This window comes from Microbacterium sp. ARD31, from assembly GCF_031844425.1.
The window spans coordinates 915,774-939,930 of sequence record NZ_JAUZVE010000001.1 but is presented as its reverse complement, the minus strand read 5'-3'; the positions used below and the strand labels follow the sequence as shown (position 1 = coordinate 939,930).

The window sequence follows — 24,157 nt, the reverse complement described above, 5'->3', positions numbered from 1 at the left end:
CGCTTTCGCATCTAAAATGCAGATGCAAACTCCGTAGCAATATCTCTGAAACACATCGGAAATGTGAGCCCATGCGACCCACCTCCCGCCCGGACATCTCGCTCACCCAGTTGCGCTACTTCGTCGCGGCGGCCGAGCACGGCAGCATGACCTGGGCCGCGGAAGAACTCTTCGTCGCTCAGTCGGCCATCTCGACGTCGATCGCCAACCTCGAGAAGGCTCTCGGGACCCAACTGCTCATCCGCCGCCGCGCGAAGGGCTTGCAACTCACCGCGCAGGGGATCGACCTCCTGCAGCGCAGTCGCGGAATCCTCGCGGCGGTCGACGACGCCGTGCACGCCCTGCGTCCCGAGAACACCTCGGGTCGCGTGAGCGTCGGGTGCTTCCGCACCCTCGCACCCTTCTACCTGCCCGACATCGTGAGTGCTCTCGAAGACAGCCATCCCGAGCTGCAGCTCGACGTGACCGAGCTGCTCGCCGACGGCGTCAATGACGCGCTGCACGACCAGTCGATCGAGGTCGCGCTGAGCTATGACCTCGGGCTCGACGGGGACATCGACCGGGAGGTCCTCGCGTCAGTCCCGCTCTACGCCGCCGTCGGTGCGGAGCACCCGCTGGCCGGCCGCGACCGCGTGCGACTGGCCGACCTCATCGACGAGCCGATGGTCCTGCTCGACCTGCCCGTCAGCCGGGACTACTTCCTGCAGGCGTTCACCGAGAACGGCCTGCGGCCCTCGGTCCGTTACCGGTTCGCCAACTTCGAAGGCGTGCGCGCGATGGTCGCCAGTGGGCACGGATTCACCCTGCTCAACCAGCAGCCGAAGCTCGGCTACACGTACTCTGGTGGCGAGCTGCACCGGCTGGCGATCGTGGAACCGACGATGCCGCTCGACATCGTCCTGGCGCGGCGGGCGTCGTCGACGCGTCTCACGCGCAAGGCCGAGCTGTTCGCGGCGGAGGCCCGGAGCGCCGTCGCGCGCGTCCTGGGTGCGGAGACTCAATCCGCCTCGTAGACGACCTGCCCGCCGACGACCGTCCGGAGCACACGCGCGGCGCCCAGTCCTGTCACGTCCCTCACATCTCGATCGATCCAGACGAGGTCTGCGAGCATCCCCTCGCGGAGCGCTCCCGTGGTCTGTTCGAGTCGGTTGATCCATGCCGCCTGCGACAGGTAGGCGTCGAGCGCGGCCGACAGGGGTAACGCCTGCTCAGCGAGCAGCGGGACGGTGAGCACGTCGGTGCCGATCGCGTGCGGGTCCTCCGGGACACCCGTCCGGGTCACCGCCGTGCGCACTGACCACAGCGGGTTCGGGTCCGTCACTGGCCAGTCGCTCCCGCCGACGATGCGGCCGCCGGCTTCCGCGATGGAGGCGAAGGGGAAGTGCCTGCGAGCGCGCTCGGGCCCGAGCAGCGGGAGCTTCCGCGTCACGATCTCCTCGTCGGTCCGCGCCCACAGCGCCGTCACGTTCGCCGACACGTCCAAGGCCGCGAACCGCGCGACGTCGGCGTCGTCCACGACGTCGAGGTGAGCGATGTGATGGCGGTTCGGTGTGGCACCCCGGTGCGCGTGGATCGCCTCGACGGCGTCGAGACAGCTCCGGACGGCGCCGTCGCCCACCGCGTGATAGTGGATCTGGAAGCCCGCGGCATCGAGAGCCACGCTCAGGGCGTCGAGGTCCTCCTGCGCGATGAAGGTCACGCCGCGATCATCGCCGTGACCGTCGAAGGGCTCGAGCATGGCGGCCGTCCGGTTCTCGACCATCCCGTCCACCATCACCTTCACCGTGCCACCGTCGATGCGGCCCCCCGCGGCCAGTCGGTCGCGGATCTCGAGCAAGTCGTCGATCTGGCCGAGGCCGCGCGCCCTGTCCCACCAGAGTGCGGCGACCACCCGCGCCGTCAGCCGCCCGTCTGCGGCCGTGCGCTCGTAGGCAGGCAGGGCGTCCGGTCCGATGTCGGATGCGCCGACCGCGGCGTCCTGCCAGGCCGTGACGCCCATCGAGTGCAGTCGATCCTGTGCCGCGAGGAGCGCGGCGACCAGGGTGTCCGCATCGGGTTCCGGCAACAGGCCGACGATGAGTCCGACGGCGGCTTCGACGAGCATTCCGGTCGGATGGCCGGTCTCGTCGCGGAAGATGCGCCCGCCCGCGGGATCCACGGTCGAGGCGTCGATGCCCGCGGCGCGGAGGGCCGCGCTGTTGACCCAGACTCCGTGCGCGTCGTGGCTGTAGAGGACGACGGGTCGATCCGCAACGACCTCATCGAGATCGGATGCCGAGGGGAAGCCGCCCGGGAAGACGTCGCCGAACCATCCTCCGCCGCGCAGCACCGCAGCATCCGGATGCGCGTCGGCGAACTCGGCCACGATGCGGAGGTACCCCTCCCGTGAATGCGCCGGCGTGAGATCGACGCCGATGAGCTGCAGCCCCGCCAGGACGGGATGCACGTGCGCGTCCTGGAAGCCGGGAAGCAGCGTGCCGCCCCGAAGGTCGACGACCTGATCGGCGGCGGGCGCATGTGCGGCGGCGGGGAGGACGGCGGTGATCCGGTCCTCGTCGACGAGGAGGTGGCCGGGCTCATTCCGACCGTCGCCGAGGTAGAGCAGGCCGTTGGTGTAGAGCGTCGTGGACATGCTGTCCTCTCGATCGGGGGAGGCCCTCACTGTCCGGGGTCCGCGTTTCGCATTTGTAACGCCGATATTGCGGGCTAGTTGCATCACATTTTTTGATGTACTGTCACGATCTCCGCTATTTGCCGACCTCGCCGTGCGCTGTCGATCCTGGACGAACCCGCCCGACACTTGTCCCCGGAAGGACACCCATGTTCCGCTCCACCCGCTTCCCCCGTACGGCCGCCGCGGTCGGGATCGCCGCCGCATCCGCTTTCGTCTTCTCCGCCTGCGCCTCGACCGGCGGCACCTCCGGCTCGGCCGACGGCACCGACACCGTCGGCATGGGCATCCAGCCCTGGCTCGGCTACGGCCCCTGGTACGTCGCCGACGAGAAGGGGTACTTCGACGATGAGTCGGTCGATGTGACCATCACCAACTTCATGAACGACGCCGACATGAGCGCTGCCTTCGCCTCCGACCGCATCCAGGTCGCGAACGTCGCGAGCCACACCGCGCTGCAGCTCAAGGAGCAGGGCCTCGACATCTCGATCGTCCTCCTGCTCGACGCATCGCTCACCGCGGACGCGATCCTGACCGACGGCAGCATCACCGATGTCGCCGACCTCAAGGGCAAGAACATCGCCTTCGAGGAGGGCTCGGTGAGCAATCTCCTCCTCGGGTACGCGCTGGAGGAGGCGGGGCTCAGCCTGGATGACATCACTCCCGTCCCGATGGATCCCTCCGAGGCCGCGACGGCCCTCATCGGTGGAAGCGTCCCGGTCGCCGTCACCTATGAGCCCTACATCTCCGAGGCCAGCCGGGCCGGCGACTTCGAGAAGATCTTCACGGCCGGGGAGAAAACCGGACTCATCAGCGACGTGCTCATCGTCGACAACGGCTACCTCGAGGAGAACCCCGAAGCCGTCCAGAAGGTCGTGAACGCCTGGGGACCCGCCGTCGAGTTCTACAACTCCGACACCGATGAGGCCCGCGCCATCATCGCCGAGAACGTCGGCAGCGATGTCGAGGCACTCGCCACCGCGTTCGACGGCGTCGAGTTCTACTCACTCGCCGACAACAAAGAGCGCTTCGGCGGCGACTACGCGGAGTCGGTCCTGCCCGCCGTCGAAGCGGTCGCCACGCAAATCGGCCTGCTTGAGGGCGGTGCGGACCTCGCCGCGCTCATCGACACGGAGTTCGTCGAGAACGCCCCGTGACCCTCACCTCGACCCCGGAGGTCACTCCTATGACCATCACCCCTCCGACGGCTCCCGTCGCGCGCCGGTCGCGCGCGGCGGGCGCCGCCCGGCCCGTCGTCGGCGCGCCGCTGACGCGTCGGCAGTACCTCACCACCGCGGTCATCGGCTTCGTGGCCCTGGTCGCCGTGTGGACCGCGATCACGGTGTCGGAACTGGTCAACCCGCTGTTCCTGCCCTCGCCGATCGCCGTCGTGCAGAAGCTCGGAGAGCAGGCGGCGAACGGCGAGCTCTGGTCCGACATCGGCGTGAGCACGTACCGGGTGATGGTGGGCTTCCTCGCCAGCACCGTCCTCGCGATCCCGCTCGGCCTTCTGTGCGGTGCGCTGGTGCGCGTCGAGGCAGCGGTCGAACCCATCGTCGACTTCATTCGCTACATGCCGGTCGTCGCCTTCGTGCCGCTCACGATCCTGTGGGTCGGGACCGATGACGCGCAGAAGTTCCTCATCATCTTCCTCGGCACGTTCTTCCAGCAGGTGCTGCTGTTCGCGGACGCCGTCCGCCGCGTCCCGGTGTCCTACCGCAACCTCGGTGCGACGCTCGGTCTCACCCGCGGGCAGATCCTCGTCCGCATCGTCCTTCCCTCCGCCCTGCCCCGCATCTGGGACGCCCTGCGCATCAGCCTCGGCTGGGCCTGGACCTGGCTCGTGGTCGCCGAACTCGTCGCCGCCACATCCGGAATGGGCTATCGCATCACGCAGGCGCAGCGCTTCCTCGAGACCGACCTCATCATCGGCTACGTCATCGTGCTCGGGCTGCTCGGCCTCGTGTTCGACCAGATCATGCGCGCGCTCGGCCGCCGCTTCTTCCGCTACCTGAAGGGACGCTCCTGATGTCCGCGACCGCCGTCCTCACACCCAAGGTCCGCATCGACGCCGTCGACAAGCGTTTCGGTGACGTCCACGCCCTCAGTGAGGTCTCGCTGACCCTCGGCGATCAGGAGTTCGTCTCGGTCGTGGGTGCCTCCGGCTGCGGCAAGAGCACGCTCCTGTCGATCATCGCCGGGCTCGAGTCGCCGACAGCCGGCGAGGCATCCATCCAGGGCACCCCCATCCAGGGGCCCGGGCGCGACCGCGGCGTCGTCTTCCAGTCCGCGACGCTCCTGCCCTGGCTGAGCGCCATCGACAACGTCGTCTTCGCCCTGCGCGGAGAGCCCGGCATGACGCGCCGTCAGCGCGTGGACCGCGCACGGGACGTTCTCGCTCAGGTCGGACTCTCGGGCTTCGAGGACTCCTATCCCGCACAGCTCTCGGGCGGCATGCAGCAGCGCGTCGCGCTGGCACGCTCCCTCGCGTACGGTCCGGAGGTCCTCCTCATGGACGAGCCGTTCGGTGCCCTCGACGCGCTCACTCGTCGCACCATGCAGGAGCTGCTGACGACCGTCTGGGAACGCAACCGGATGACGGTCATGCTCATCACGCACGACATCGAGGAAGCCGTCTTCCTCTCCGACCGCGTCGTCGCGATGACCCCTCGGCCGGGCAAGGTCCGTGCCGAGTTCACGATCGACCTGCCTCGCCCGCGCGATCCGGAGGTCATCGGCAGTCCCGAGTTCCACCGGTACTACAGCGACATCCTCGGCCTCATCCACCATGGCTGAGGTCTTCGACTACGTCGTGGTCGGAGGCGGGACGGCCGGCTGCATCGTGGCCGCACGCCTCAGCGAAGATCCCGACGTGTCGGTGTGTCTCATCGAGGCCGGTCCGAGTGACGAGAACGAAGAACGCGCGGGGTCGATCCGCCGCTGGGCGGAGATGCTGGAGGGGGAGTACGACCGCGACTACCGGAGTGTGCCGCAGGCGCGCGGCAACTCGGGCATCCGTCAGGCCCGGCTCCGCATCCTCGGGGGGTGCTCGACGGCGAACACAATGATCACGTGGCGGCCGCTCCGCGGCGACCTCGAGGAGTGGGCGGCGCTCGGCGTCGAGGGGTGGGACTACGACACGGTCTCGCGCGCGTTCGACCGCGTCGTCGGACCGATCGGTCCTGTTGCCGTCCAGGATCGCAACCCGTACATCGCGGACGCGGTCGAGGCAGCGGCGTCCGCTCTCGGGCTCACGCGGCGGGAATCGTGGAACGACACCGAGTTCACCGAGGGTGCCGGGTTCTTCGAGATCGGGTACGACCCGGCGACCAACCTGCGCTCATCCACCTCTCGCGCCTACCTGCACGGTGTCGAGCGCCCGAACCTCACGCTCATGCTCGAGACCACGGTCGACACCGTCGTTCTCGACGACGGGCGCGCCGTCGGCGTCCGGGTGGAGGACGGGGTCGTCTCGGCGAGGCGAGAGGTCATCGTCAGCTGCGGCGCGATCGATTCGCCCGCGCTCCTCATGCGCTCGGGGATCGGACCCTCGCAGGTGCTCGCCGAGGCGGGCGTCGCCGTCGCGGTCGATCTCCCCGGTGTCGGTGAGAACCTGCAGGACCATGCGGAGGGTCTGATCGTGTGGGAGGCGACGGGGGAGCGCAGCGACGTGTGCGCAACGGGGTGGGACGCCGGCTACGTCTTCCGCGTCGATGCCGACAGCATTGTTCCGGATGTCTCGACACACATCCCGCTCGAATCGTGGACGGTTCACGCCGAGAATCACGGTGCGGAGATTCCGGAGAACAACGTGTCGTTCGCGCCGAACGTCGCGAAGCCGCGCAGTCGCGGCCGGGTGTGGATCACGTCCGCCGACGCCGACGCCGCTCCTCAGATCGACTACCGCGCGTTCACCGACCCTGAAGGGCGGGACGAACGGATGCTGGTCGCCGGGGTCCGTCGGGCACGCCAGGTCGCGCTGCAGGAACCGTTCGCCTCGCACGTGGTCCGCGAGGTGTTCCCCGGCCCGGGCGTTCAGAGCGACGAGGAGCTGTCAGCCGTCCTTCGCGCCACGCACCAGACGGTGTACCACGTCTCGTGCACCTGCCGGATGGGGGCCGACGACGACGCATTCGCCGTCGTGGACAGTGAGCTCAAGGTGCGGGGCGTGCAGGGTCTGCGCGTTGTGGATGCATCCGTGTTCCCGACCGTCGCCGCCCTGAATCCGGTGGGGACGGTGATGGCCGTCGCGGAGCGCGTCGTCGACCTCATCCGCGCCGATGCGGCGTCCTGACGTCGTGGGACCGATCCCATAGACACATCGTCGGCTCCCTCGCTCCCGCGGTCGCCGCGACGACCCGGCCCGCCGGGTGGACGCCCGGGACGCGCTACTACCCCGGGCGGACCCGACCGAGCGTGCCGGCGGCGGAGCCCGTCAGGGCCATCGCGGCGTCGGCGCCCGCACCCGCTCTTCCCGCGCCCACCACCGCGGCGGCAGCCCCCACCGAGTCCGCGGGCCTCGCAGCCTGGCGCGAACGTTTCGGCGGACAGGTGTTCCTCTCGACCGCCGCACTCGTCATCGTCGCGCTCGCCGGCGCCCTCTGGGTGACGGCGTCGGGCCATGGCCCGCGGATCACCCTGCCCGAGACGGCACACACAGCATCCACTCCCGCCGTCGTCGGGGATCCGGGCGCCGACCTCCGAGCCGAGCTCGCGGCGGCGGTGACCGCCGACGCCTGGCCCGCCCTCGACCCCTCGCTCGATCGGGTCATGGCCGCCTCGTCCGGAGCGAACCCGGCGCACGCGTGCTTCGATCCGGGTGCGACACCCGACCCGGCCTCCTGTTCGTGGGGAGTGGTGACGCGCCCGTGCACATCTGGGTCGTCGGAGACTCGACGGTCATGGCCTACGCGCGCGCCGGCCTTCCGGCGCATCGCCGACGACAGCGCCGGGGGCATCCGCGTGACCGCCATGGGCATGTACGGATGCCGCTTCACCGACGTCCTCGTCGAGAACGACGACCCGCAGGTCATGGCGGGCTGCCAGGAGCGCAAGGCCGCGGTGCGGGCGATGGTCCTCGCCGACCGCCCGGACCTCGTCGTGATGTCGACCGCGTTCACCCTCGGTCACACGGTCGCAGGTCAGGACCTGTCGGCCGACGCGCTGATCGGCGCGCAGCGCCGCGAGGCCGCGACCTACGACATGGGCGATCGGATGCTGTTCCTCGCTCCTCCGCCGCAGGGCGTCAGTCTCGCGGCCTGCTACACCCCGACGTCATCGCCGCGTGCGTGCGACAGTGCCGTCGACGGCACCTGGCGCACGATGGAGGCGATCTCCGAGTCGTCGGCGACGGCAGGCGGCGGCCACGCACTGTCGTCGCTGCCGTTCACCTGTGCCGACGATGTCTGCCCGCCGTTCGCCGGAACGATCCCCACGACGTACGACCAGACGCACCTGACGGTCGAGTACGCCGAACACATCGCGCCGGCGTTGCGCCAGGCGCTCGACGCGATGGGGCTGCTCGAGGCGTCGCGATAGACTCGTGCGCATGGGAACGATAAACGGAGCGCCGATGACGGCGTTCGTCTACTCGATCCGCGACCGCCGCGCCTGACGGCGCGTCGCTGATCTCCGCGTGATCGCGCCGTCTTCCGGGATGTCCTCGCACCCCGGCCGCGCGTCCTTCTCCGTACCCGCTCACCGGGGTGCTCCGAATCTTCCTTTGGAGCGCTCATGCGTACCCGTTCCGTTCACGGCGGCCGTCACGAACTCGGCCAGAACTTCCTCGTCCACCCGCTCACCATCGACCGGATCGCCGCCCTCGTCGCGGCGACCGACGGCGCGATCCTCGAGATTGGCGCCGGCGGCGGAGCGCTGACCACCGCACTCGCCCGCCTCGGCCGTGACCTCACCTCGATCGACATCGATGAGCGCCGCATCGCTGCGCTGCGCCGTTCGCACCCGGCGGTGCGCGTCGAGCACGCAGACGCGCTGCGGCATCCGTTCGACGCGCCGGTGATCGCCGGCAACGTCCCGTTCCACCTCACGACTCCGATCCTGCGCCGGCTCCTGCAGCGACCCGCCTGGCGCGACGCCGTCCTCCTCACGCAGTGGGAGGTCGCGCGCAAACGCGCGGGCGTCGGCGGCGGCACCCTCCTCACGGCGCAGGCCGCCCCGTGGTTCGAGTTCGCGCTGCACGGCAGGGTTCCCGCCCGCGCATTCCGCCCGATGCCGAGCGTCGACGGCGGCATCCTCTCGATCACTCGGCGCGGCTCGCCGCTCGTCCCGCTCGCCGAGCGACGCGCCTACGAACGGTTCGTGGGGGATGTCTTCACCGCACGCGGACGGGGGATGGCCGCCATCCTCTCGACGGTGAAGCGGATGCCGCGGCCCGCCGCCCGCCGCGTACTCGACAGCGCGGGGGTCGAGGGCGATTCGCTTCCGCGCGATCTCAGCGCTCGACAATGGTCGGACGTGTGGCGTGTAAAGGATTCTTGACACGCACGATCGCCCGTGTCATCCTTCCAATGTCAAACATTACTGACATCGGAGGTGCAGCATGGCTCGTGAGGAACGCGCCGCGTGGGTCGGACTCGTCGTCTCGCTCATCGCCATCGCGGTCTACGCCGCAGTCGTCGCGGGGCGGGCGGCATCCACCCCCATCCCGGAGGTCGACTGGCTCGGACCCATGCTCTGGACGATCATCGGCGGCATCGTCGTCTCGATCGTCGTCACGATCATCTGGGGTGTCGTCGCTGAGGGCGGGTCCCTCCGCGGCGAGAACGCCGCCGACGAACGCGACCGTGCGATCACCCAGATGGGCGACCGCGTCGGTGTCGCGTTCCTCGTCATCGGCGGCGTCGTCGGCATCGGCCTTTCCGCGATCGACGCCGCCCCGTTCTGGATCGCGAACACGCTCTACGCGGGCTTCGCCCTCTCGTCGGTCGTCGGCGGCATCGCCCGCGTCGTCGCCTACCGCCGCGGGCTCGTCTGATGGTCAAGCCGACACGCGTCACGAACGCCATCCGCGAGCTGCGCACCGACCGCGGGCTCACCCAGGCCGACCTCGCCGGCGCCGTCGGCGTGACCCGCCAGACCCTCATCGCCATCGAACAGGGCAAGTACTCGCCCTCGCTCGAGATGGCCTTCCAGATCGTCCGCGTCCTCGACGTCCCCTTCGACGCGGCCTTCCAGTACCCGGAGGACTGACCCATGACCGACACGATGACCGTCTGGCGCCAGCGCCGCTACGGTTCCGCCGACGCCGTCCGCCCCGAGACGGTCCCGGTCCCCGCACCGCGCGCCGGCGAGGTCCTGCTGCAGACGGATGCCGTCGCCCTCAACTCCGGCGACATCCACCTCATGCGCGGTGAGCCGGGACTCGTCCGCGTCGCGCTCGGCCTCCGCGGACCGCGCATCCGCGGCCGCGGCATGGACGTCGCCGGCACCGTCCTCGCCGTCGGCGACGGCGTCACCGAGTTCGCCGTCGGCGACGCCGTCGTGGGGTCGGGGCGCGAGACCCTCGCCGACCGCGTCGTCGTCCCGGCGAAGCGACTCACCCGCCTGCCCGAGACGGTCGCGCCCGCGATCGCTGCGACCCTGCCCATCGCCGGCAACACCGCCGTGCAGACCCTCGACGCCGGCCGCGTCGGCTCCGGCGCGCGCGTCCTCATCGCGGGAGCGGGCGGCGGCGTCGGCACCTTCCTCGTGCAGCTCGCCGCCGACCGCGGCGCCGAGGTGTGGGCGACGTGCGGAGAGCGCGCGCGACCCGTGCTCGAGCGTCTCGGCGCCGCTCGGACGTTCGACTACCGCGCGCTCGAACTCAGCGACCTGCCCCGCGGCAGGTTCGACGCCGTCGTCGACATCGCCGGCGAGCCGCCCCTCACGGTCCTCCGGGACCTGCTCGCCCCCGGCGGCACCGCTGCCCTGGTCGGCGGCGACGGGCATCCCTTCTTCGGACCCTTCGGACGCATCCTCCGCTCCGCCGTCACCCGCGGGCGGTTCCGCCCGATCACCGCCGTCACCCGCACCGAGACGACAGCGCAGCTGGTCGAGCTCGCGGCATCCGCGCGTCTCACCCCGCACCTCGAGCGCACCTTCCCCCTCTCGCAGGCGCAGGCCGCGCTCGCCTACGTCGAGGCGGGCCGCACCGTGGGTAAGGTCGTCGTCGTCCGCGACGGACTGCTCGACGCCTGACGCCGGGTTCCGACAGGATGGCGGGATGCCCCTCCTCCCCGCACCCCGCCTGATCGACCCCGCCGCCGTCCCCGCACTGCGGTGGGGCGTGATCGGCACCGGCATCGCCGACCGGTTCGTGCACGCCCTCCACGCGTACACGGGGCAGCGCGCGGTCGCCGTCACCGCGCGGGATACCGACAAGACCCGCGCGTTCGCCGACGCCCACGGCATCGGCCGCGTGCACCGGTCGGTCGCGGACCTGGTCGGCGACCCCGAGGTCGACGTCGTCTACGTCGCCACGCCGCACCCGCTCCACCGCGAGCAAGCGCTGGCGGCCATCGCGGCCGGCAAGCACGTCCTCATCGAGAAGCCGATCGCCCTCTCGGCCGTCGACGCGACCGAGATCCTGGCCGCGGGGCGCGCCGCCGGCGTCCTCGTCGCCGAGGCGATGTGGACGCGCTACCTGCCGCAGGCTGACGTCATCCGGCAGGTGCTCGCCGCCGGCACCCTCGGCGAGATCGACCTCGTCCGCGCCGACTTCGGCTCGCTCGTCCCGTTCGACCCCACCAGCCGCATGTTCGATCCCGCCCTCGGCGGCGGCGCCATGCTCGACCTCGGCGTCTACATCGTCGCGTTCGCGTCGTCCATCATCGGGCCGCCGAGCACGATCCGCTCGGTCGGCACCCTCGCTCCCACCGGTGTCGACGACAGCGCGACGATCGCCCTGAAAACGGATGCCGGGGCGCAGGCCGCGCTCACGACCACCTTCGGTGCGGTCACCCCCGTCGAGGCGACGGTGTTCGGCTCACGGGGGCGGCTCGACGTCCTCGCGCCGTTCTACGGCCCCACCGGTCTGCGGCTGCAGCTGCACGGTGCCGACGAGGAGGTGTGGCACGATGACGCGCTCCCTACCGTCTACGACGGCCTCGGTTACCAGGCCACGGCCTTCGCCTCGTTCGTCGGTGAGGGGCTCGTCGAATCGCCGCTGCACCCTCACGACGAGGTCGTCTCGGTGCTCGCGACGATCGACGAGGTGCGCCGACAGATCGCCGCCGATTGACCGGGCGGGGTTAGCCTTGGTCACCATGACCATTCAGCACACCGTCGTGTTCGCGCTGCACCACGCCGAGGGCTCCTCGGAGGAGAAGACGTTCCTGACGGACGCCCAACGGTCGCTGTCGGCGATCCCCGGCGTGCAGCCGTTCCGCATCAACCGTCAGGTCAGCGACAAGAGCGACCTGCGCTGGCAGTTCACGATGCTCTTCGACGACCAGGCCGCCTACGACGCGTACAACGAGCACCCCGACCACGTCGCGTTCGTCGAGAGCCGCTGGCAGCACGAGGTGCGCGACTTCCAGGAATACGACTTCGTCGCGGGCGACTGACCCGGCCGCAGGCGTGTCAACGCTCCGCGCGCACCTCGGCGAGCGACGGGTAGTCGGTGTAGCCGACGGCCCCACCCGTGTAGAAGAACTCCGGACGCGGCTCGTTGAGCTCGGCCCGCTGCTCCCACCGGAGGGCGAGGTCGGGGTTCGCGATCGCAGGTCGGCCCACCGCCACGGCGTCGGCCCAGCCCTCGAGCACGAGCTCCTCGGCCTCCTCGCGCGTCGTGACCGTGCCGAAGCCGGAGTTCACGATCGTCGGTGCGGCCGCCTCGTGCCGGATCCGCTGGACGATCGTGCTCTTCGGGTCGGCGTGCAGCAGGTCGACGAACGCGAGCCCGAGCGGGGCGAGCCCCTGGGCGAGCGCGGTGTACGTCGCAAGGGCGTCGGCGTCGTCGGCCTCGAGGACCCCGGGGATCTGGTGCTGCGGGGAGAGACGGATGCCGGTGCGCCCCGGACCGACCGCGTCGGCGACCGCGCGGGTCACCTCGACGGCGAAACGTGCGCGGTTCTCCGGGGACCCGCCGTAGGCGTCGTCGCGGACGTTCGACTCGGGGGAGAGGAACTGGTGCACGAGGTAGCTGTTTGCGCCGTGGACCTCGACACCGTCGAGCCCCGCGGCGATCGCGTTGCGCGCCGCCTGGACGAACTGCTCGACGACCTCGGCGACCTCCGCCGTGCTCAGCTCATGGGGGACCGGCAGCGCGACCTTGCCGTCCCGGGTGCGTCCCTCGCCGGGCGAGGCGATCGCGCTCGGGCCGACGACACGGTCGACGCCCGAGATCTCGGGATGCGACACACGGCCGCCGTGCATGAGCTGCATCACGATCGTGCCGCCCTCGGCGTGCACGGCCTCGGCGACGCGGCGCCAGCCCTCGACCTGCTCGGGCGTCTCGATGCCGGGCTGGCCGAGGTACGACATCCCCTCGCGCACCGGCCACGTGCCCTCCGTCACGATGAGTCCCATGCCCGCGCGCTGGCGGTAGTACTCGACCATGTCGTCGGTCGGCACACCGTCGTCGCCCGCACGTGTGCGGGTCAGCGGCGCCATGACGACGCGGTTGGACAGATCCAGATCACCGAAAACAGCGGATTCGTACAGGCTCATGCTGAGGGGGAACGACGCACACAGCGCGTTATTCCGTCGCGGCCTTCCCTTCCGCCGGTGCCGCGTCCACGTCTGCCGGCGCGTCGACGAGGTCGTCGTGCGCCTGCTCGAACTGCGAGCGGTACAGCCGGTAGTAGGCGCCCTGCGCCGCGATGAGCTGGTCGTGCGTGCCCTTCTCGACGATGTCCCCGTGCTCCATCACCAGGATGAGGTCGGCGTCGCGGATCGTCGAGAGCCGGTGCGCGATCACGAACGACGTGCGTCCTTCGCGCAGCGCCGCCATGGCGTGCTGCAGCAGCAGTTCGGTCCGTGTGTCGACCGACGAGGTCGCCTCGTCGAGGATCAGCACGGCCGGCTGCGCCACGAATGCCCGGGCGATCGTGATCAGCTGCTTCTCGCCGGCGGAGACGTTGGAGGCGTCCTCGTCGAGCATCGTGTCGTAGCCGTCGGGGAGCGAGCGAACGAGACGGTCGACACGCGTCGCGACGGCGGCATCCACGATCTCGTCATCCGTCGCCGACTCGCGGCCGTACCGGATGTTCTCGCGGATCGACCCGGCGAACAGCCACGGATCCTGCAGCACCATGCCGGTGCGGGAGCGCACGTCGTCACGGGAGAGCTGGGCGATGTCCTGGCCGTCGAGCAGGATGCGTCCGCCGTCTAGTTCGTAGAACCGCATCAGCAGGTTGACGAGCGTCGTCTTGCCCGCACCCGTCGGGCCCACGATCGCGACCGTCTGCCCGGGCTCGACACGGAACGACAGGTCGGTGATCAGCGGGTGTTCGGGCGTGTACGAGAACTTGACGTTCTCGAACTCGATGACACCGCGCCCGTCGCCCCGGGCGGGGGCGTCGGCGGCATCCGGTTCCTGCTCCTCGGCGTCGAGCAGCTCGAACACCCGCTCGGCCGAGGCGGTGCCCGACTGCACGACCGCCGCCATGCCGCCGAGCTCGGACAGCGGCTGGGTGAACTGCTGCGAGTACTGGATGAACGCCTGCACGTCGCCGAGGCGCAGCTGTCCGCTCGCGACCTGCAGACCGCCGAGCACGGCGATGCCGACGTAGGTCAGGCTGCCGATGAACGTCATGCCGGGCATGATCATGCCCGACAGGAACTGCGCCTTGAACGCCGCCTGGAAGAGCTCTTCGTTCTCCTCCTGGAACTTCGCCTGCGCGTCGGCCTCGCGACCGAAGACCCGCACGAGCGAGTGCCCCGAGAACGACTCCTCGACGCGGGCGTTGAGGCGACCGACCTTGCGCCACTGCACCCCGAACGCCTTCTGCGACTTAGGCCCGATGATGCCGAAGATGATCGCCATGAGTGGCAGGGCGACGAGCGCGACGATGGCGAGCTGCCACGAGATCGAGAACATCATGACGAGCACGCCCACGACCGTGAGGATCGCGGTCAGCGCGCCCGAGAGCGACTGCTGCATCGTCTGGGTGATGTTGTCGATGTCGTTGGTGACGCGCGAGATCAGCTCACCGCGCTGCACGCGGTCGAAGTGCGACAGCGGCAAACGGTTGAGCTTGGCCTCGACCTGCTCGCGCAGGCGCCACATCGTGCGGACCATGATCACGTTGATGACATAGCCCTGCATCCAGGTGAGGACCGCGGAGACGACGTAGATCACGAGCACCCAGGTGATGACGACCTTCAGCGCGTCGAAGTCGACCCCGGCACCGGGGGCGTAGTTCTGCATCGCGCCCACGATGTTCGCGAAATCGTCCTGACCCTGCGAGCGCAGCGCCGCGACGGCCTCGTCCTGCGAGAGCCCCGCCAGCGCCGGATTCTGCCCGAGGAAGTTCGAGAGGAACCCCTCGAAGACGATGTTGGTCGCCTCGCCCAGCACCTTCGGCGCGATCACGGCGAGCACGACGCCGACGGCGCCGGCAAGCGTGACGAGACCGAACCACCACTTGTAGGGCGAGAGCAGCCCGATCATGCGGAAGAAGCTCGGGCCGAACTGCGACGCCTTGCCGGGGGCGACGGAGTCCCAGTCGCCGCTGTTCAGGCGGGCCTGTTCGGCGAGCTCCGCCTCGAGGCGCTCCTCCTCGGTCATCTCCTTCTCGGGCGCGCTCATGCGTCCACCCCCAGCTGCGATTCGACGATCTCGCGGTAGGTGTCATTCGTGGCCAGCAGCTCGTCGTGCGTGCCGACCCCGACCATCCGGCCGCCGTCGAGCACGACGATGCGGTCGGCATCCGTGATCGTCGAGACGCGTTGCGCGACGACGATCTTGGTCACCTGCGGCAGCTCGCGCCAGAGGGCCTGGCGCAGTTTCGCGTCGGTCGACAGGTCGAGCGCCGAGAACGAATCGTCGAAGACAAGGATGTCGGGCTGGTGCACAATCGCGCGGGCGATCGACAGGCGCTGCCGCTGGCCTCCCGACACGTTGGTGCCGCCCTGCGCGATGCGGGCCTCCAGGCGGTCGTCCATCTCCTCGACGAAGTCGCGACCCTGCGCGATCTCGAGCGCGTGCCACAGTTCGTCGTCGGTGGCGTCCTCGCGGCCGAACCGCAGGTTCGAGGCGACGGTGCCGGTGAACAGGAACGCCTTCTGCGGGACGAGGCCGATGCCCTGCCACAGCCGGTCGAGGTCCGCCTCGCGCACGTCGACGCCCGCGACCCGGACGGATCCGCTCGTCACGTCGAACAGCCGCGGGATGAGCGACACGAGCGTCGTCTTGCCGGCGCCGGTGGATCCGACGATCGCGACCGTCTCGCCGCGCGCGGCCGAGAAGCTCACCCCCGAGAGCACGGGCTCGTCGGCTCCGGGGTAGGTGAAGGTGACGTCGTCGAACTCGACGGTGCCGGGCGTCGGGAAGACCGACACGGGCTGGGTGGGCTTCACCAGTCCGCCCTCGGCGGCGAGGACCTCGCCGATGCGGTCGGCCGAGACGGCGGCGCGCGGGATCATGATCGTGATGAACGTCGCCATCAGCACACCCATCAGGATCTGACCGATGTACTGCATGAAGGCGAACAGTGTGCCGATCTGCACCGACCCCTCGTTCACCTCGATGCCGCCGAACCAGATGACCCCGACGACGGTGACGTTCAGGATGAGCATCGCGAGCGGGAACATCAGCACGAAGAGCGACCCGACCTTGCGGCCGACGACCATGATGTCGGTGTTCGCGCCCCGGAAGCGCTCCTCCTCGATACGCTCGCGCACGAACGCGCGGACGACGCGGACGCCGGTGAGCTGCTCGCGCATGATGCGGTTCACCGCGTCGAGCTTCTTCTGGTAGCTGCGGAACAGCGGCACCATCCGACTGATGATGAGGATGCCGACGATCAGCAGCGTCGGCACCGACACACCGATCAGCCAGCTGAGTCCGACGTCCTGCTGCAGCGCCATGATGATGCCGCCGATGGCCAGCAGCGGCGCGGTGACGAGCATCGTCCCGCCCATCATCGCCAGCATCTGCACCTGCTGGACGTCGTTGGTGTTGCGGGTGATGAGCGAACCGGCGCCGAACTGCGTGACCTCGCGCTCGGAGAATCCGCTGACGCGCTGGAAGACGTCGCGGCGGATGTCGCGCCCGACGGCCATCGCGGCGCGGGCGGCGAAGAACGTGGCGATGATCGAGGCGACGATCTGCCCGAGGGCGATCGTCAGCATGAGGACACCGTGCGCCCAGATGTAGCCGATGTCGCCGCGGGTGACGCCGTTGTCGATGATGTCGGCGTTGAGGCGGGGGAGGTAGAGCGCGGCCATGGCGGAGGCGAACTGGAAGACCAGCACCCCGACCACCAGCCAGCGGTAGGTGCGCAGGTAGCGCACCAGGAGGGTTCCGAGCATGAGTCTCAGAGTGCCACCGCCCGCCGACATGCGCGTCCCCCTGCAGGGGGATGTCCGCTGACGGCGTAGCGCCGTCAGGCCACCGCGGCGAGCAGTTCCTTCACGTGCGCGACGATCTCGCGCGGGCGGAACGGTTTGGCGACCACCTCGTCGACCCCAGCGCGGAGCGCTTCCTCGCGGTCCGAACTGTGGACGCGTGCGGTGAGCATGATGATGTGGGGCTGCGGGATGCCGGCTGCCCGGATCTCACGCGCTGCCTGGATGCCGTCGGTGCCGGGCATCATCCAGTCCATCAGGACGACGCGCGGATGGTCGGCGACGACCCGTTCGACCGCCTCCCGGCCGTTGCCGGCGCGGCCGGCCACGATCCCGGCGCGGTCGAGGCTGGAGACGAGGAGCATAGCGATGTCGTCGTCGTCGTCAACCACGAGCACGGAAATCTCCACCCCCGTACTCTGACACGATCCCGGGGTGTGGACGAACCCCGGCCGCGGGCGGGGGTGTGCCGGTGTTCGACCACGCCCCCGGCCGAGGAGTTCGCGCTGTCGGCATGAGAGGGACGGATGCCGGTGCCCGCGTCGCTAGGATGACGCCGTGACAGCCTCCGGAGACGAGCCCCGGGGCATCCGTTCCCGGCGGAATGCCCGGTGGCTGCGCGAGGTCACCGACCGGGTCCCCACCGCGTGGCTCCCCGGCATCGTCACCGCCGTCTTCCTCGGCGCCGCGGCCGCGTTCGGCGGGCTCGAAGCCGTCGCCGCACCCCCCATCGCCGCCCTGCAGGCGGGCGACGAGCACCGCAACGACATGCTCGCGTTCACGGTGGAGCGGGCGGTGCTCATCGACTCGTTCCCCGAGGCGGGCGCGTCTGCGAACGCCGAGGAGGGTGAGCGGGTCCTCGCCGTCGTCGTGACCGCCGAGAACACGTGGGATCGCGCGGTGCCGGCGGAGAACGACGCGTCCCTGACCGGGATGCTCCGCGCGCCCTCGCTCGCGGACCCGGTACCCGTAGCGGCGGCCCGGTTCGATGACGGAACGAAGGAGCCATGGCTGCAGCCGGGCCTGCCGGCCGAGCTCGTCGTGACCTGGATCATCGGCGCAGATGAACTGGCTGCGGGCGATGAGCTCGAGCTCGAACTCCGAGACTTCACCCTCCAAGAGGGCCAGATCGTCTTCTCAGGCGAGGTGTGGATCGACCCGGTGGTGGGTGCGCGGGTGTCGGTGCCGGTGACCGACGTCGGATCCGGCGCCGACGCCCAGCCCGAGGAGGAGGGACAGTGAGGCGCTGGGCGGTGTGGACGATCGGCATCACACTGCTGGTCATCGCGTGGGGTGTCGCGAAGGTGACCCCCGGTACGGAACTCACCGAAGCCTCTTTCGTGACGGAGGCGCGAGTCGGAGAACGGGCCGTCGGCTCGCAGCTGGTGCTGACCGTCGTGGACATCGTGGTGGCGAGCGCCGTCTCTGACTCGCGCGGATGGACCGCGGAGGGAGAATGGCTGGTCGTGGATCTCGACGTTTCGGCGAGAACGAGCGAAGAGCTCGCCCTGCTCGCCACCGCGAACCTCATCATCGACGGCCGCACCTACCGGGCCAGTGAGCGACCCGAGTCGCTTCTCGGCGAGTCGCTCGGCGCGGGGATCACGACGAGCGGCAGCCTCGCGTTCGAGTTGCCTCAGGATGCCGACGCGAAGCACGCGACTCTGCGATTCGCGCCGAAGGGCGGCGATGTCCGTCTCGACTCCGTGACCGAGATGACGGTCGACCTCGACGACGTGCCTCGGCAGGGATCGCGCGAACTTCTACCGACCGTCGGAGGCGGACTGTGAGTGCGTGGTGGCGAAGGAATCGACGTGCGTTGCTCGCGGTCGTCATCCTGATACCGCTGACGGTCGGAGTCGCAGGCGGATGGGAGTTCTGGAAGCGCGTCCAGGGGCGACCGACGTTCGCCGTCACCGCCGCAGCCGGGAGCACGATCGATTTCGACGGCATCACCTTCGGTCCGGCGACGGCGGCGGAGGTCTCGTCCCCCGCCATCGATCTCGCTCCCGACTCGAAGGTCATCTCCGTCAGTGTGCCCGTCGATCGGCACGGAGCTGCAACCGCGTGCTCGATTCCCGTCCTCAGAGAGCTCAGCGGTCAGGGGCGGCTCTGGGAAGCCGACCACCAGCTTCTCCGCTGGGATTCGAGCCTGTACACCTTCTGCCCGTCGGATCCCAAGTGGGACTCATTCCCGGACGGGCCTTTCACGATCGACGTGCCCTTCATCGTTCCCGACGATGTCTCCGGCGAGCTCGGCGTCGAGTTCACGCTCATCGACGAGCTGCCGCGCTACCTTCGACTCGTCGTCGTGCCCTGAGTCGACGACCGGCGCTCCGATGAGGGCACCAACCGTCGCGTCGTATGCGCCCGCGATGAGCGACACCCGGATCGGTTCGATGACGAGCGCCGGGATACCGAGGAGGAGCCCGCCGGCGGCGCGCCAGAAGTCGTCGACGCCGTGCGGTCCGATCACCCGCGTCAGACCGAAAGTCAGGAGCGGGTCGAGCAATTGGACGACGACGTACGCAAGAACGTAGGCACCGACGAGGACCGGCCCGCCGCGCCACATGAGTACGAGCGTGCGCCAGATGGGTTGGAATCGAGATCCGACCCCGGAGCCGATGTCGCCGAGACGTCGACGCAGGCGTTGCGGGAGCGTGCCGTACCGAGCGCGTGCACGCTGCACGAGATCCCCGCGCCACTGCACGCCCTGGGGCGCCACCGCCTGGCCGTAGACGACGCCGGCGACGGTCAACCATGCGAGAGGAAGCGCGATCAACCCCACTGCTTCGCCGACGACGAGAGCGACGGTGTCCCAGGCCCACCCGAGCGGGGCGAAGAACGACCCGGCTGCCTCGCGGAGGCCATCGACCCACTCGATCGCGCGGCGTGACTGCACCCACGACGTGACCTCGGTGACGAGGTCCCCGAGCAGCAGCACGGTGAGGAAGACCCACAAGCCTTCCAGATAGGTCGCGGCGAGCCCGGTCCAGCGGGGTAGACGTGTGTTCCATCGCTCCCACGCCCACCGTCCGACGAAGGCGGCGATCACGACGGCGACGGTCCACGGTTCCCAGGCGAGGGAGGCGACGGTGCCCGAGGTGTCGACTTCCACGCCGGAGATCACTCCGGTCAGACCGCGGCCGAGTCTCACCTGGGCTGCCGTGTCGACGTAGACGGCGAAGTCCGCTTTCAAGAGGCCGATCGCGCCGTAGATCGCCATGAAGGGCAGAGTCGAGGAGAGCATCGCGTCGCGGAACGCCACCCGTCGAGCGCGTGGCTCCGTCGGCGGCGGTGCGATCGCACCGAGTCGCACCATCCCGTCGCGGAGCACGAGGAACATCGCGACGAGGCTGATGAGCTTCGCGAGGATCGCCAACGGGAGCAGCAGGATGCCGCCGAGTGCGGTGTACCCGCCGACGTACCCGGCGACCTCGAGGCCGACGTACCGGCCGAGCGTCCCCGCCAGGTACCACGCGAGCAGCGCCGGCCAGTGGCGCACGAGAAGGCGCCACGTGAGGCCGAGCATGGTTCGCACGGTCTCACCGTAGTGGCACCGACGCGGCGACGCCCGCCCGACCACGGGGATCGGACGGGCTTCGGCGGATGCCGCGGCTCAGCCCGCGCCGCCGCCCGAGGCGCCGGTTCCCCGGCGGCCCTGACGCTCGCGCGCCTCGCGCTTCGCGGCGGCCGCGGCGAGCTCGGCCCGGATCGTGTCGGTGGGGACGTCGGTCGGGCGGTCACCGGCATCCCACATCCGATCCACGGCCGCCTGCGGGTGCCCCTCCTCGGCGGCGAGCGACGCCTCGAGCGCGCGCTCGTACCGGCTCTGCCGGCGCTTGAGCCACAGACCCGCGACGAGCATGATCGCCAGCACCGAGTACGCGACGGCGGCGAACGGGTGCAGCACGAGGTCGGCGAGGTCGCCCTGGCTCAGCTGCAGCGCCTTGCGCAGCTGCTGCTCGCCCATGGGGCCCAGGATGAGTCCGACGATGAGCGGCGCGATCGGGAAACCGAACCGGCGCATGAAGTACCCGAGCGCCCCGACGATCAGCAGGATCGCGATGTCGAGCGTCGAGAAGCTGACGGCGTACGCCCCGAGGACGGCGAACGTGATGATGCCCGCGTAGAGGTAGGGCCGCGGGATCTGCAGCAGCTTCACCCAGATGCCCGCCAGCGGCAGGTTCAGGATGATGAGCAGCACGTTGCCGATGTAGAGGCTCGCGATGAGCGCCCACACCAGGTCGCCCTGGTTCTGGAACAGCTGCGGACCGGGCTGGATGCCGTATGACTGGAACGCCGTGATGATGATCGCGGCGGTCGCCGTCGTCGGCAGTCCCAGCGTCAGCAGCGGCACGAGCACACCGGCCGCAGCGGCGTTGTTCGCGGCCTCCGGACCGGCGACGCCTTCGATCGCACCGCGACCGAACTGGCTCTTGTTCTTCGACAGGCTCTTCTCGCTCGCGTACGAGAGGAAGGTCGCGACGTCCGCGCCGCCGGCGGGGATCGTCCCGACGGGGAAGCCGATGAACGTGCCGCGCAGCCACGGCTTCCACGAGCGCTTCCAGTCCTCGCGGGTCATCCAGTTGCGCCAGCCGCGGGTGACGGGGATCACCGGGATCGGTCCGTGCCGCAGGCGGGCGGCGACGTAGAACGCCTCGCCGATCGCGAACAGGCCGACCGCGACGAGCACGACGCTGATGCCGTCCGACAGCGCCAGGACACCGAGGGTGTAGCGCGCCTGGCCCGTGGTCACCTCGGTGCCGATGAGCCCGATGAGCAGGCCGATGCCGAGCGAGGCGAGACCGCGCGCCGGCGACGAGCCGAGCAGCGCGCCAACGGTGATGAAGGCGACGACGATGAGCGCGACGAAGTCCGCCGGCGCGAGGTTCACCGCGAAGCGCGCGATGATCGGGGCGAACAGCGTCAGCAGTGCCGTCGCGATCGTCCCGGCGACGAACGAGCCGATCGCCGCGGTCGCGAGCGCGGCGGCGCCCCGACCGAGCTTGGCCATCTTGTTGCCCTCGATGGCGGTGATGACCGACGCCGATTCGCCGGGGGTGTTCAGCAAGATGCTGGTGGTCGACCCGCCGTACATGCCGCCGTAGTAGATGCCGGCGAACGTGATGATCGCCGCCGTGGGCGACAGGGAGTAGGTCAGCGGCAGCAGCAGCGCCACGGTCATCGCCGGGCCGATGCCGGGCAGCACCCCGACCGCCGTGCCGACGATCACGCCGATGAAGGCGAAGAGGAGGTATTCGGGCTGCAGCGCCGTCGCGAAGCCCGCCATGAGGGAGTTCAGTGCGTCCATGATCTCTTCCGATCAGCCGAACAGGGGACCGGGGCCGTACCACCAGTCGAAGGCCATGCCGCGGGGAAGCGACAGGCCGAGGCCCTCGCCGAAGAGCAGCTGGGTGCCGATGCCGAGGATGAGCCCCGCCAGGAAGGCGACCCAGGGGCGCTTGGCGCCGAGGGTCCAGGCGGCGCCGCCGAAGAGGAGGGCGGCGACCATCCACCAGCCGAGGATCTCGAGCAGGACGATGACCGCGACGACGAGGCCGACGAGTTTGAGGATCGTCCACCAGTCCGTCTTGGCGTTCGGGTCGATGTCCTCGCCCTCTTCGGGGGCGGCGACCTGGCCGCGGACGGCGGCGACGACCAGGAAGGCACCCGAGGCGAGGAGGATCGCCGAGACGAGGAACGGGAACACCTGCGGGCCGATCACCCCGCCGGCGGGAACGCGGATCGAGAACGCGCCGACCAGGGCGAACACGCCCAGGGCGACGATCACGCCGGCGAAGATCAGGTTGCCGATGCGGTCCGCCCCCCAGCCGGGGCGCGCAGTCTCCTGCGCACCCCGGTCCAGAGTGCTCTCGCTCATGACACGAGACCGATGTTCTTCAGCGTGCTCGTCACGTCGGTGACGTTCTCGTCGACGAAGGTCGAGAACTCGTCGCCGGTGAGGAAGGCGTCGGTCCAGCCGTTGGTCTCGAGCGCCTCCTGCCAGACGGCCGACTCGTGCATCTCGGTGACGAGGTTCACAAGGCCCTCGGCATCCGCGTCGCTGATGCCGCCGGGGGCCAGCAGGCCGCGCCAGTTCGTGTACGTGATGTCGAAGCCCTCGTCGATCATCGTCGGGGTGTCGGGCAGCAGCTGGGCCGGCTCGTCGCTCGAGACGGCGAGGGCGCGCAGGTCGCCGGACTCGACGTACTCGGCGAACTCGCCGACACCCGAGATGCCCGCCGCCGCGTTGTTGCCGAGCAGCAGCGAGACCGCCTCGCCGCCACCTGCGTTCGGGATGTAGTTGAGCTTCTCGGTGATGCCGGCGCCGTCGAGGCCGGCCTCCTCGAGCAGGAGGCCCGCGAGGATGTGGTCGGCGCCACCGGCGGAGCCGCCGGTGATCGTGACCGACTGGCCCTCCGCGACGACCGCATCGACCAGGTCCTGCAGGGTCTGGTACTCGCTGTCGGCCGGAACGACGACGACGAGGGGCTCCTCGGTGAGGCGCGCGATCGGCGTGGTGTCCTCGATGCGGTTCTCGGCGGCGTTCGTCTCGACCGCGCCGACCATCACGAGGCCGGTCACCATGAGGGTGTACGGGTCCTTCTCGTTCGCGAGGCTCGCGAGGCCGACGGTGCCGCCGGCGCCGCCGATGTTGGTGACCGCGGCCGTGCCGACGAGGTCCTCGTCGGTGAGCACCGCCGAGACGGCGCGGCCGGTCTGGTCCCAGCCGCCGCCGGGGTCGGCGGGGACGATGATGCTGACGTCGTCGACCTGGGCAGCCGCCTCCTCGGACTCCGCGCCGCCGCCGCCGACGGCAGCGCCGCGGGGGTTGCAGCCGGACAGGGTGAGGGCGGCGACGCCCGCGAGGGCGATGATCGCGAGGGACTTGCGCATGGGGGGGACTCCTCTTCGAGTTCCGTCGAGGCATCCTCGCCCCGACGTCCGTTCGCACAGACGCTAGGCACCGCG

22 protein-coding genes and 1 pseudogene are annotated in these 24,157 nt (G+C 70.0%); 14 read left to right on the top strand and 9 right to left on the bottom strand.

All coding sequences use genetic code 11. The annotated features are described in order from the left end of the window. Nucleotides 1–71 precede the first annotated feature (71 nt). On the top strand, nt 72–1,013 hold the full coding sequence (locus Q9S36_RS04705; RefSeq protein WP_311284125.1) for a LysR family transcriptional regulator: 942 nt from the start codon (nt 72–74) through the stop codon (nt 1,011–1,013). On the opposite strand, the gene Q9S36_RS04700 is transcribed toward Q9S36_RS04705, so the two are convergent. Then, nucleotides 998–2,716 carry an amidohydrolase gene (locus Q9S36_RS04700; protein WP_311284124.1) on the bottom strand — a complete coding sequence of 573 codons (1,719 nt, stop codon included), beginning with the start codon at nt 2,714–2,716 and terminating at the stop codon, nt 998–1,000. The two genes, Q9S36_RS04705 and Q9S36_RS04700, sit on opposite strands and share 16 nt — an antisense overlap. Before the next feature lie 104 nt (nt 2,717–2,820). Between Q9S36_RS04700 and Q9S36_RS04695 the strand changes: the two genes are divergently transcribed. The 11 genes and pseudogenes from Q9S36_RS04695 (at nt 2,821) to Q9S36_RS04645 (ending at nt 12,234) form a co-directional block, all read left to right on the top strand. Continuing rightward, the gene (locus Q9S36_RS04695) at nt 2,821–3,828 is read left to right on the top strand and encodes an ABC transporter substrate-binding protein (protein ID WP_311284123.1); all 1,008 of its coding nucleotides are present in this window, start codon (nt 2,821–2,823) and stop codon (nt 3,826–3,828) included. A 29-nt stretch (nt 3,829–3,857) separates the two neighbouring features. Next, a complete protein-coding gene (locus Q9S36_RS04690; protein ID WP_311284122.1) occupies nt 3,858–4,700 on the top strand; it encodes an ABC transporter permease in 843 nt (280 codons plus the stop codon). Next, a complete protein-coding gene (locus Q9S36_RS04685) occupies nt 4,700–5,467 on the top strand; it encodes an ABC transporter ATP-binding protein (protein WP_311284121.1) in 768 nt (255 codons plus the stop codon). The genes Q9S36_RS04690 and Q9S36_RS04685 overlap by 1 nt, the downstream gene beginning before the upstream one ends. Then, nucleotides 5,460–6,965 carry an FAD-dependent oxidoreductase gene (locus Q9S36_RS04680; protein ID WP_311284120.1) on the top strand — a complete coding sequence of 502 codons (1,506 nt, stop codon included), beginning with the start codon at nt 5,460–5,462 and terminating at the stop codon, nt 6,963–6,965. Before Q9S36_RS04685 ends, Q9S36_RS04680 begins: the two co-directional genes overlap by 8 nt. A 122-nt stretch (nt 6,966–7,087) precedes the next feature. Continuing rightward, nucleotides 7,088–8,209, top strand: a complete 1,122-nt coding sequence (locus tag Q9S36_RS04675; protein WP_311284119.1) for an SGNH hydrolase domain-containing protein — start codon at nt 7,088–7,090, stop codon at nt 8,207–8,209. 195 nt (nt 8,210–8,404) lie between these two features. Then, nucleotides 8,405–9,215: pseudogene (gene erm / locus Q9S36_RS04670) on the top strand (23S ribosomal RNA methyltransferase Erm). Nucleotides 9,216–9,230: 15 nt separating this feature from the next. Next, the gene (locus tag Q9S36_RS04665) at nt 9,231–9,665 is read left to right on the top strand and encodes a hypothetical protein (RefSeq protein ID WP_311284117.1); all 435 of its coding nucleotides are present in this window, start codon (nt 9,231–9,233) and stop codon (nt 9,663–9,665) included. Beyond that, nucleotides 9,665–9,880: a helix-turn-helix transcriptional regulator gene (locus Q9S36_RS04660; RefSeq protein WP_184216259.1), complete on the top strand. Its 216-nt coding sequence runs from the start codon at nt 9,665–9,667 to the stop codon at nt 9,878–9,880. The genes Q9S36_RS04665 and Q9S36_RS04660 overlap by 1 nt, the downstream gene beginning before the upstream one ends. Nucleotides 9,881–9,883: 3 nt before the next feature. Then, a complete protein-coding gene (locus Q9S36_RS04655) occupies nt 9,884–10,867 on the top strand; it encodes an NAD(P)-dependent alcohol dehydrogenase (RefSeq protein ID WP_311284116.1) in 984 nt (327 codons plus the stop codon). Between the two features lie 25 nt (nt 10,868–10,892). After that, nucleotides 10,893–11,909, top strand: a complete 1,017-nt coding sequence (locus Q9S36_RS04650; protein ID WP_311284115.1) for a Gfo/Idh/MocA family oxidoreductase — start codon at nt 10,893–10,895, stop codon at nt 11,907–11,909. A 25-nt stretch (nt 11,910–11,934) separates the two neighbouring features. Then, nucleotides 11,935–12,234, top strand: coding sequence for a Dabb family protein (locus Q9S36_RS04645; protein WP_311284114.1), 300 nt, complete (start codon nt 11,935–11,937; stop codon nt 12,232–12,234). A 16-nt stretch (nt 12,235–12,250) separates the two neighbouring features. Here the strand turns inward: Q9S36_RS04645 and Q9S36_RS04640 are convergent, their stop codons facing one another. The 4 genes from Q9S36_RS04640 to Q9S36_RS04625 form a co-directional block, all read right to left on the bottom strand. After that, on the bottom strand, nt 12,251–13,339 hold the full coding sequence (locus tag Q9S36_RS04640; protein WP_311284113.1) for an alkene reductase: 1,089 nt from the start codon (nt 13,337–13,339) through the stop codon (nt 12,251–12,253). A 28-nt stretch (nt 13,340–13,367) separates the two neighbouring features. Then, the gene (locus tag Q9S36_RS04635) at nt 13,368–15,422 is read right to left on the bottom strand and encodes an ABC transporter ATP-binding protein (protein WP_311284112.1); all 2,055 of its coding nucleotides are present in this window, start codon (nt 15,420–15,422) and stop codon (nt 13,368–13,370) included. Then, entirely contained in the window at nt 15,419–17,146 is a 1,728-nt protein-coding gene (locus Q9S36_RS04630) for an ABC transporter ATP-binding protein (protein ID WP_311284111.1), read from the bottom strand. Before Q9S36_RS04630 ends, Q9S36_RS04635 begins: the two co-directional genes overlap by 4 nt. Nucleotides 17,147–17,220: 74 nt before the next feature. After that, a complete protein-coding gene (locus tag Q9S36_RS04625; RefSeq protein WP_253034101.1) occupies nt 17,221–17,592 on the bottom strand; it encodes a response regulator transcription factor in 372 nt (123 codons plus the stop codon). A gap of 148 nt (nt 17,593–17,740) precedes the next feature. Between Q9S36_RS04625 and Q9S36_RS04620 the strand changes: the two genes are divergently transcribed. Both Q9S36_RS04620 and Q9S36_RS04615 read left to right on the top strand, forming a co-directional pair. After that, nucleotides 17,741–18,424: a hypothetical protein gene (locus Q9S36_RS04620; RefSeq protein WP_311284110.1), complete on the top strand. Its 684-nt coding sequence runs from the start codon at nt 17,741–17,743 to the stop codon at nt 18,422–18,424. Next, a complete protein-coding gene (locus Q9S36_RS04615; protein ID WP_311284109.1) occupies nt 18,421–18,972 on the top strand; it encodes a hypothetical protein in 552 nt (183 codons plus the stop codon). Before Q9S36_RS04620 ends, Q9S36_RS04615 begins: the two co-directional genes overlap by 4 nt. 398 nt (nt 18,973–19,370) lie before the next feature. Here Q9S36_RS04615 and Q9S36_RS04610 read toward each other — a convergent pair whose 3' ends face one another. The 4 genes from Q9S36_RS04610 to Q9S36_RS04595 all read right to left on the bottom strand — a co-directional run bounded on the left by Q9S36_RS04610 (nt 19,371) and on the right by Q9S36_RS04595 (nt 24,082). After that, the gene (locus tag Q9S36_RS04610) at nt 19,371–20,714 is read right to left on the bottom strand and encodes a hypothetical protein (protein ID WP_311284455.1); all 1,344 of its coding nucleotides are present in this window, start codon (nt 20,712–20,714) and stop codon (nt 19,371–19,373) included. Between the two features lie 87 nt (nt 20,715–20,801). After that, nucleotides 20,802–22,496 (bottom strand): tripartite tricarboxylate transporter permease, encoded by a 1,695-nt coding sequence (locus Q9S36_RS04605; RefSeq protein WP_311284108.1) that lies wholly within the window; start codon nt 22,494–22,496, stop codon nt 20,802–20,804. Nucleotides 22,497–22,508: 12 nt separating this feature from the next. Further along, the gene (locus Q9S36_RS04600) at nt 22,509–23,066 is read right to left on the bottom strand and encodes a tripartite tricarboxylate transporter TctB family protein (protein ID WP_311284107.1); all 558 of its coding nucleotides are present in this window, start codon (nt 23,064–23,066) and stop codon (nt 22,509–22,511) included. Beyond that, a complete protein-coding gene (locus Q9S36_RS04595; RefSeq protein WP_311284106.1) occupies nt 23,063–24,082 on the bottom strand; it encodes a tripartite tricarboxylate transporter substrate binding protein in 1,020 nt (339 codons plus the stop codon). The genes Q9S36_RS04600 and Q9S36_RS04595 overlap by 4 nt, the downstream gene beginning before the upstream one ends. Nucleotides 24,083–24,157 lie beyond the last annotated feature (75 nt).

Coding starts and splice junctions, on each gene's coding strand:
- Q9S36_RS04705 (WP_311284125.1), top strand. CDS start 72: ATGCGACCCACCTCCCGCCCGGACATCTCGCTCACCCAGTTGCGCTAC.
- Q9S36_RS04700 (WP_311284124.1), bottom strand. CDS start 2,716: ATGCAACTAGCCCGCAATATCGGCGTTACAAATGCGAAACGCGGACCC.
- Q9S36_RS04695 (WP_311284123.1), top strand. CDS start 2,821: ATGTTCCGCTCCACCCGCTTCCCCCGTACGGCCGCCGCGGTCGGGATC.
- Q9S36_RS04690 (WP_311284122.1), top strand. CDS start 3,858: ATGACCATCACCCCTCCGACGGCTCCCGTCGCGCGCCGGTCGCGCGCG.
- Q9S36_RS04685 (WP_311284121.1), top strand. CDS start 4,700: ATGTCCGCGACCGCCGTCCTCACACCCAAGGTCCGCATCGACGCCGTC.
- Q9S36_RS04680 (WP_311284120.1), top strand. CDS start 5,460: ATGGCTGAGGTCTTCGACTACGTCGTGGTCGGAGGCGGGACGGCCGGC.
- Q9S36_RS04665 (WP_311284117.1), top strand. CDS start 9,231: ATGGCTCGTGAGGAACGCGCCGCGTGGGTCGGACTCGTCGTCTCGCTC.
- Q9S36_RS04660 (WP_184216259.1), top strand. CDS start 9,665: ATGGTCAAGCCGACACGCGTCACGAACGCCATCCGCGAGCTGCGCACC.
- Q9S36_RS04655 (WP_311284116.1), top strand. CDS start 9,884: ATGACCGACACGATGACCGTCTGGCGCCAGCGCCGCTACGGTTCCGCC.
- Q9S36_RS04650 (WP_311284115.1), top strand. CDS start 10,893: ATGCCCCTCCTCCCCGCACCCCGCCTGATCGACCCCGCCGCCGTCCCC.
- Q9S36_RS04645 (WP_311284114.1), top strand. CDS start 11,935: ATGACCATTCAGCACACCGTCGTGTTCGCGCTGCACCACGCCGAGGGC.
- Q9S36_RS04640 (WP_311284113.1), bottom strand. CDS start 13,339: ATGAGCCTGTACGAATCCGCTGTTTTCGGTGATCTGGATCTGTCCAAC.
- Q9S36_RS04635 (WP_311284112.1), bottom strand. CDS start 15,422: ATGAGCGCGCCCGAGAAGGAGATGACCGAGGAGGAGCGCCTCGAGGCG.
- Q9S36_RS04630 (WP_311284111.1), bottom strand. CDS start 17,146: ATGCTCGGAACCCTCCTGGTGCGCTACCTGCGCACCTACCGCTGGCTG.
- Q9S36_RS04610 (WP_311284455.1), bottom strand. CDS start 20,714: ATGCTCGGCCTCACGTGGCGCCTTCTCGTGCGCCACTGGCCGGCGCTG.
- Q9S36_RS04605 (WP_311284108.1), bottom strand. CDS start 22,496: ATGGACGCACTGAACTCCCTCATGGCGGGCTTCGCGACGGCGCTGCAG.
- Q9S36_RS04600 (WP_311284107.1), bottom strand. CDS start 23,066: ATGAGCGAGAGCACTCTGGACCGGGGTGCGCAGGAGACTGCGCGCCCC.
- Q9S36_RS04595 (WP_311284106.1), bottom strand. CDS start 24,082: ATGCGCAAGTCCCTCGCGATCATCGCCCTCGCGGGCGTCGCCGCCCTC.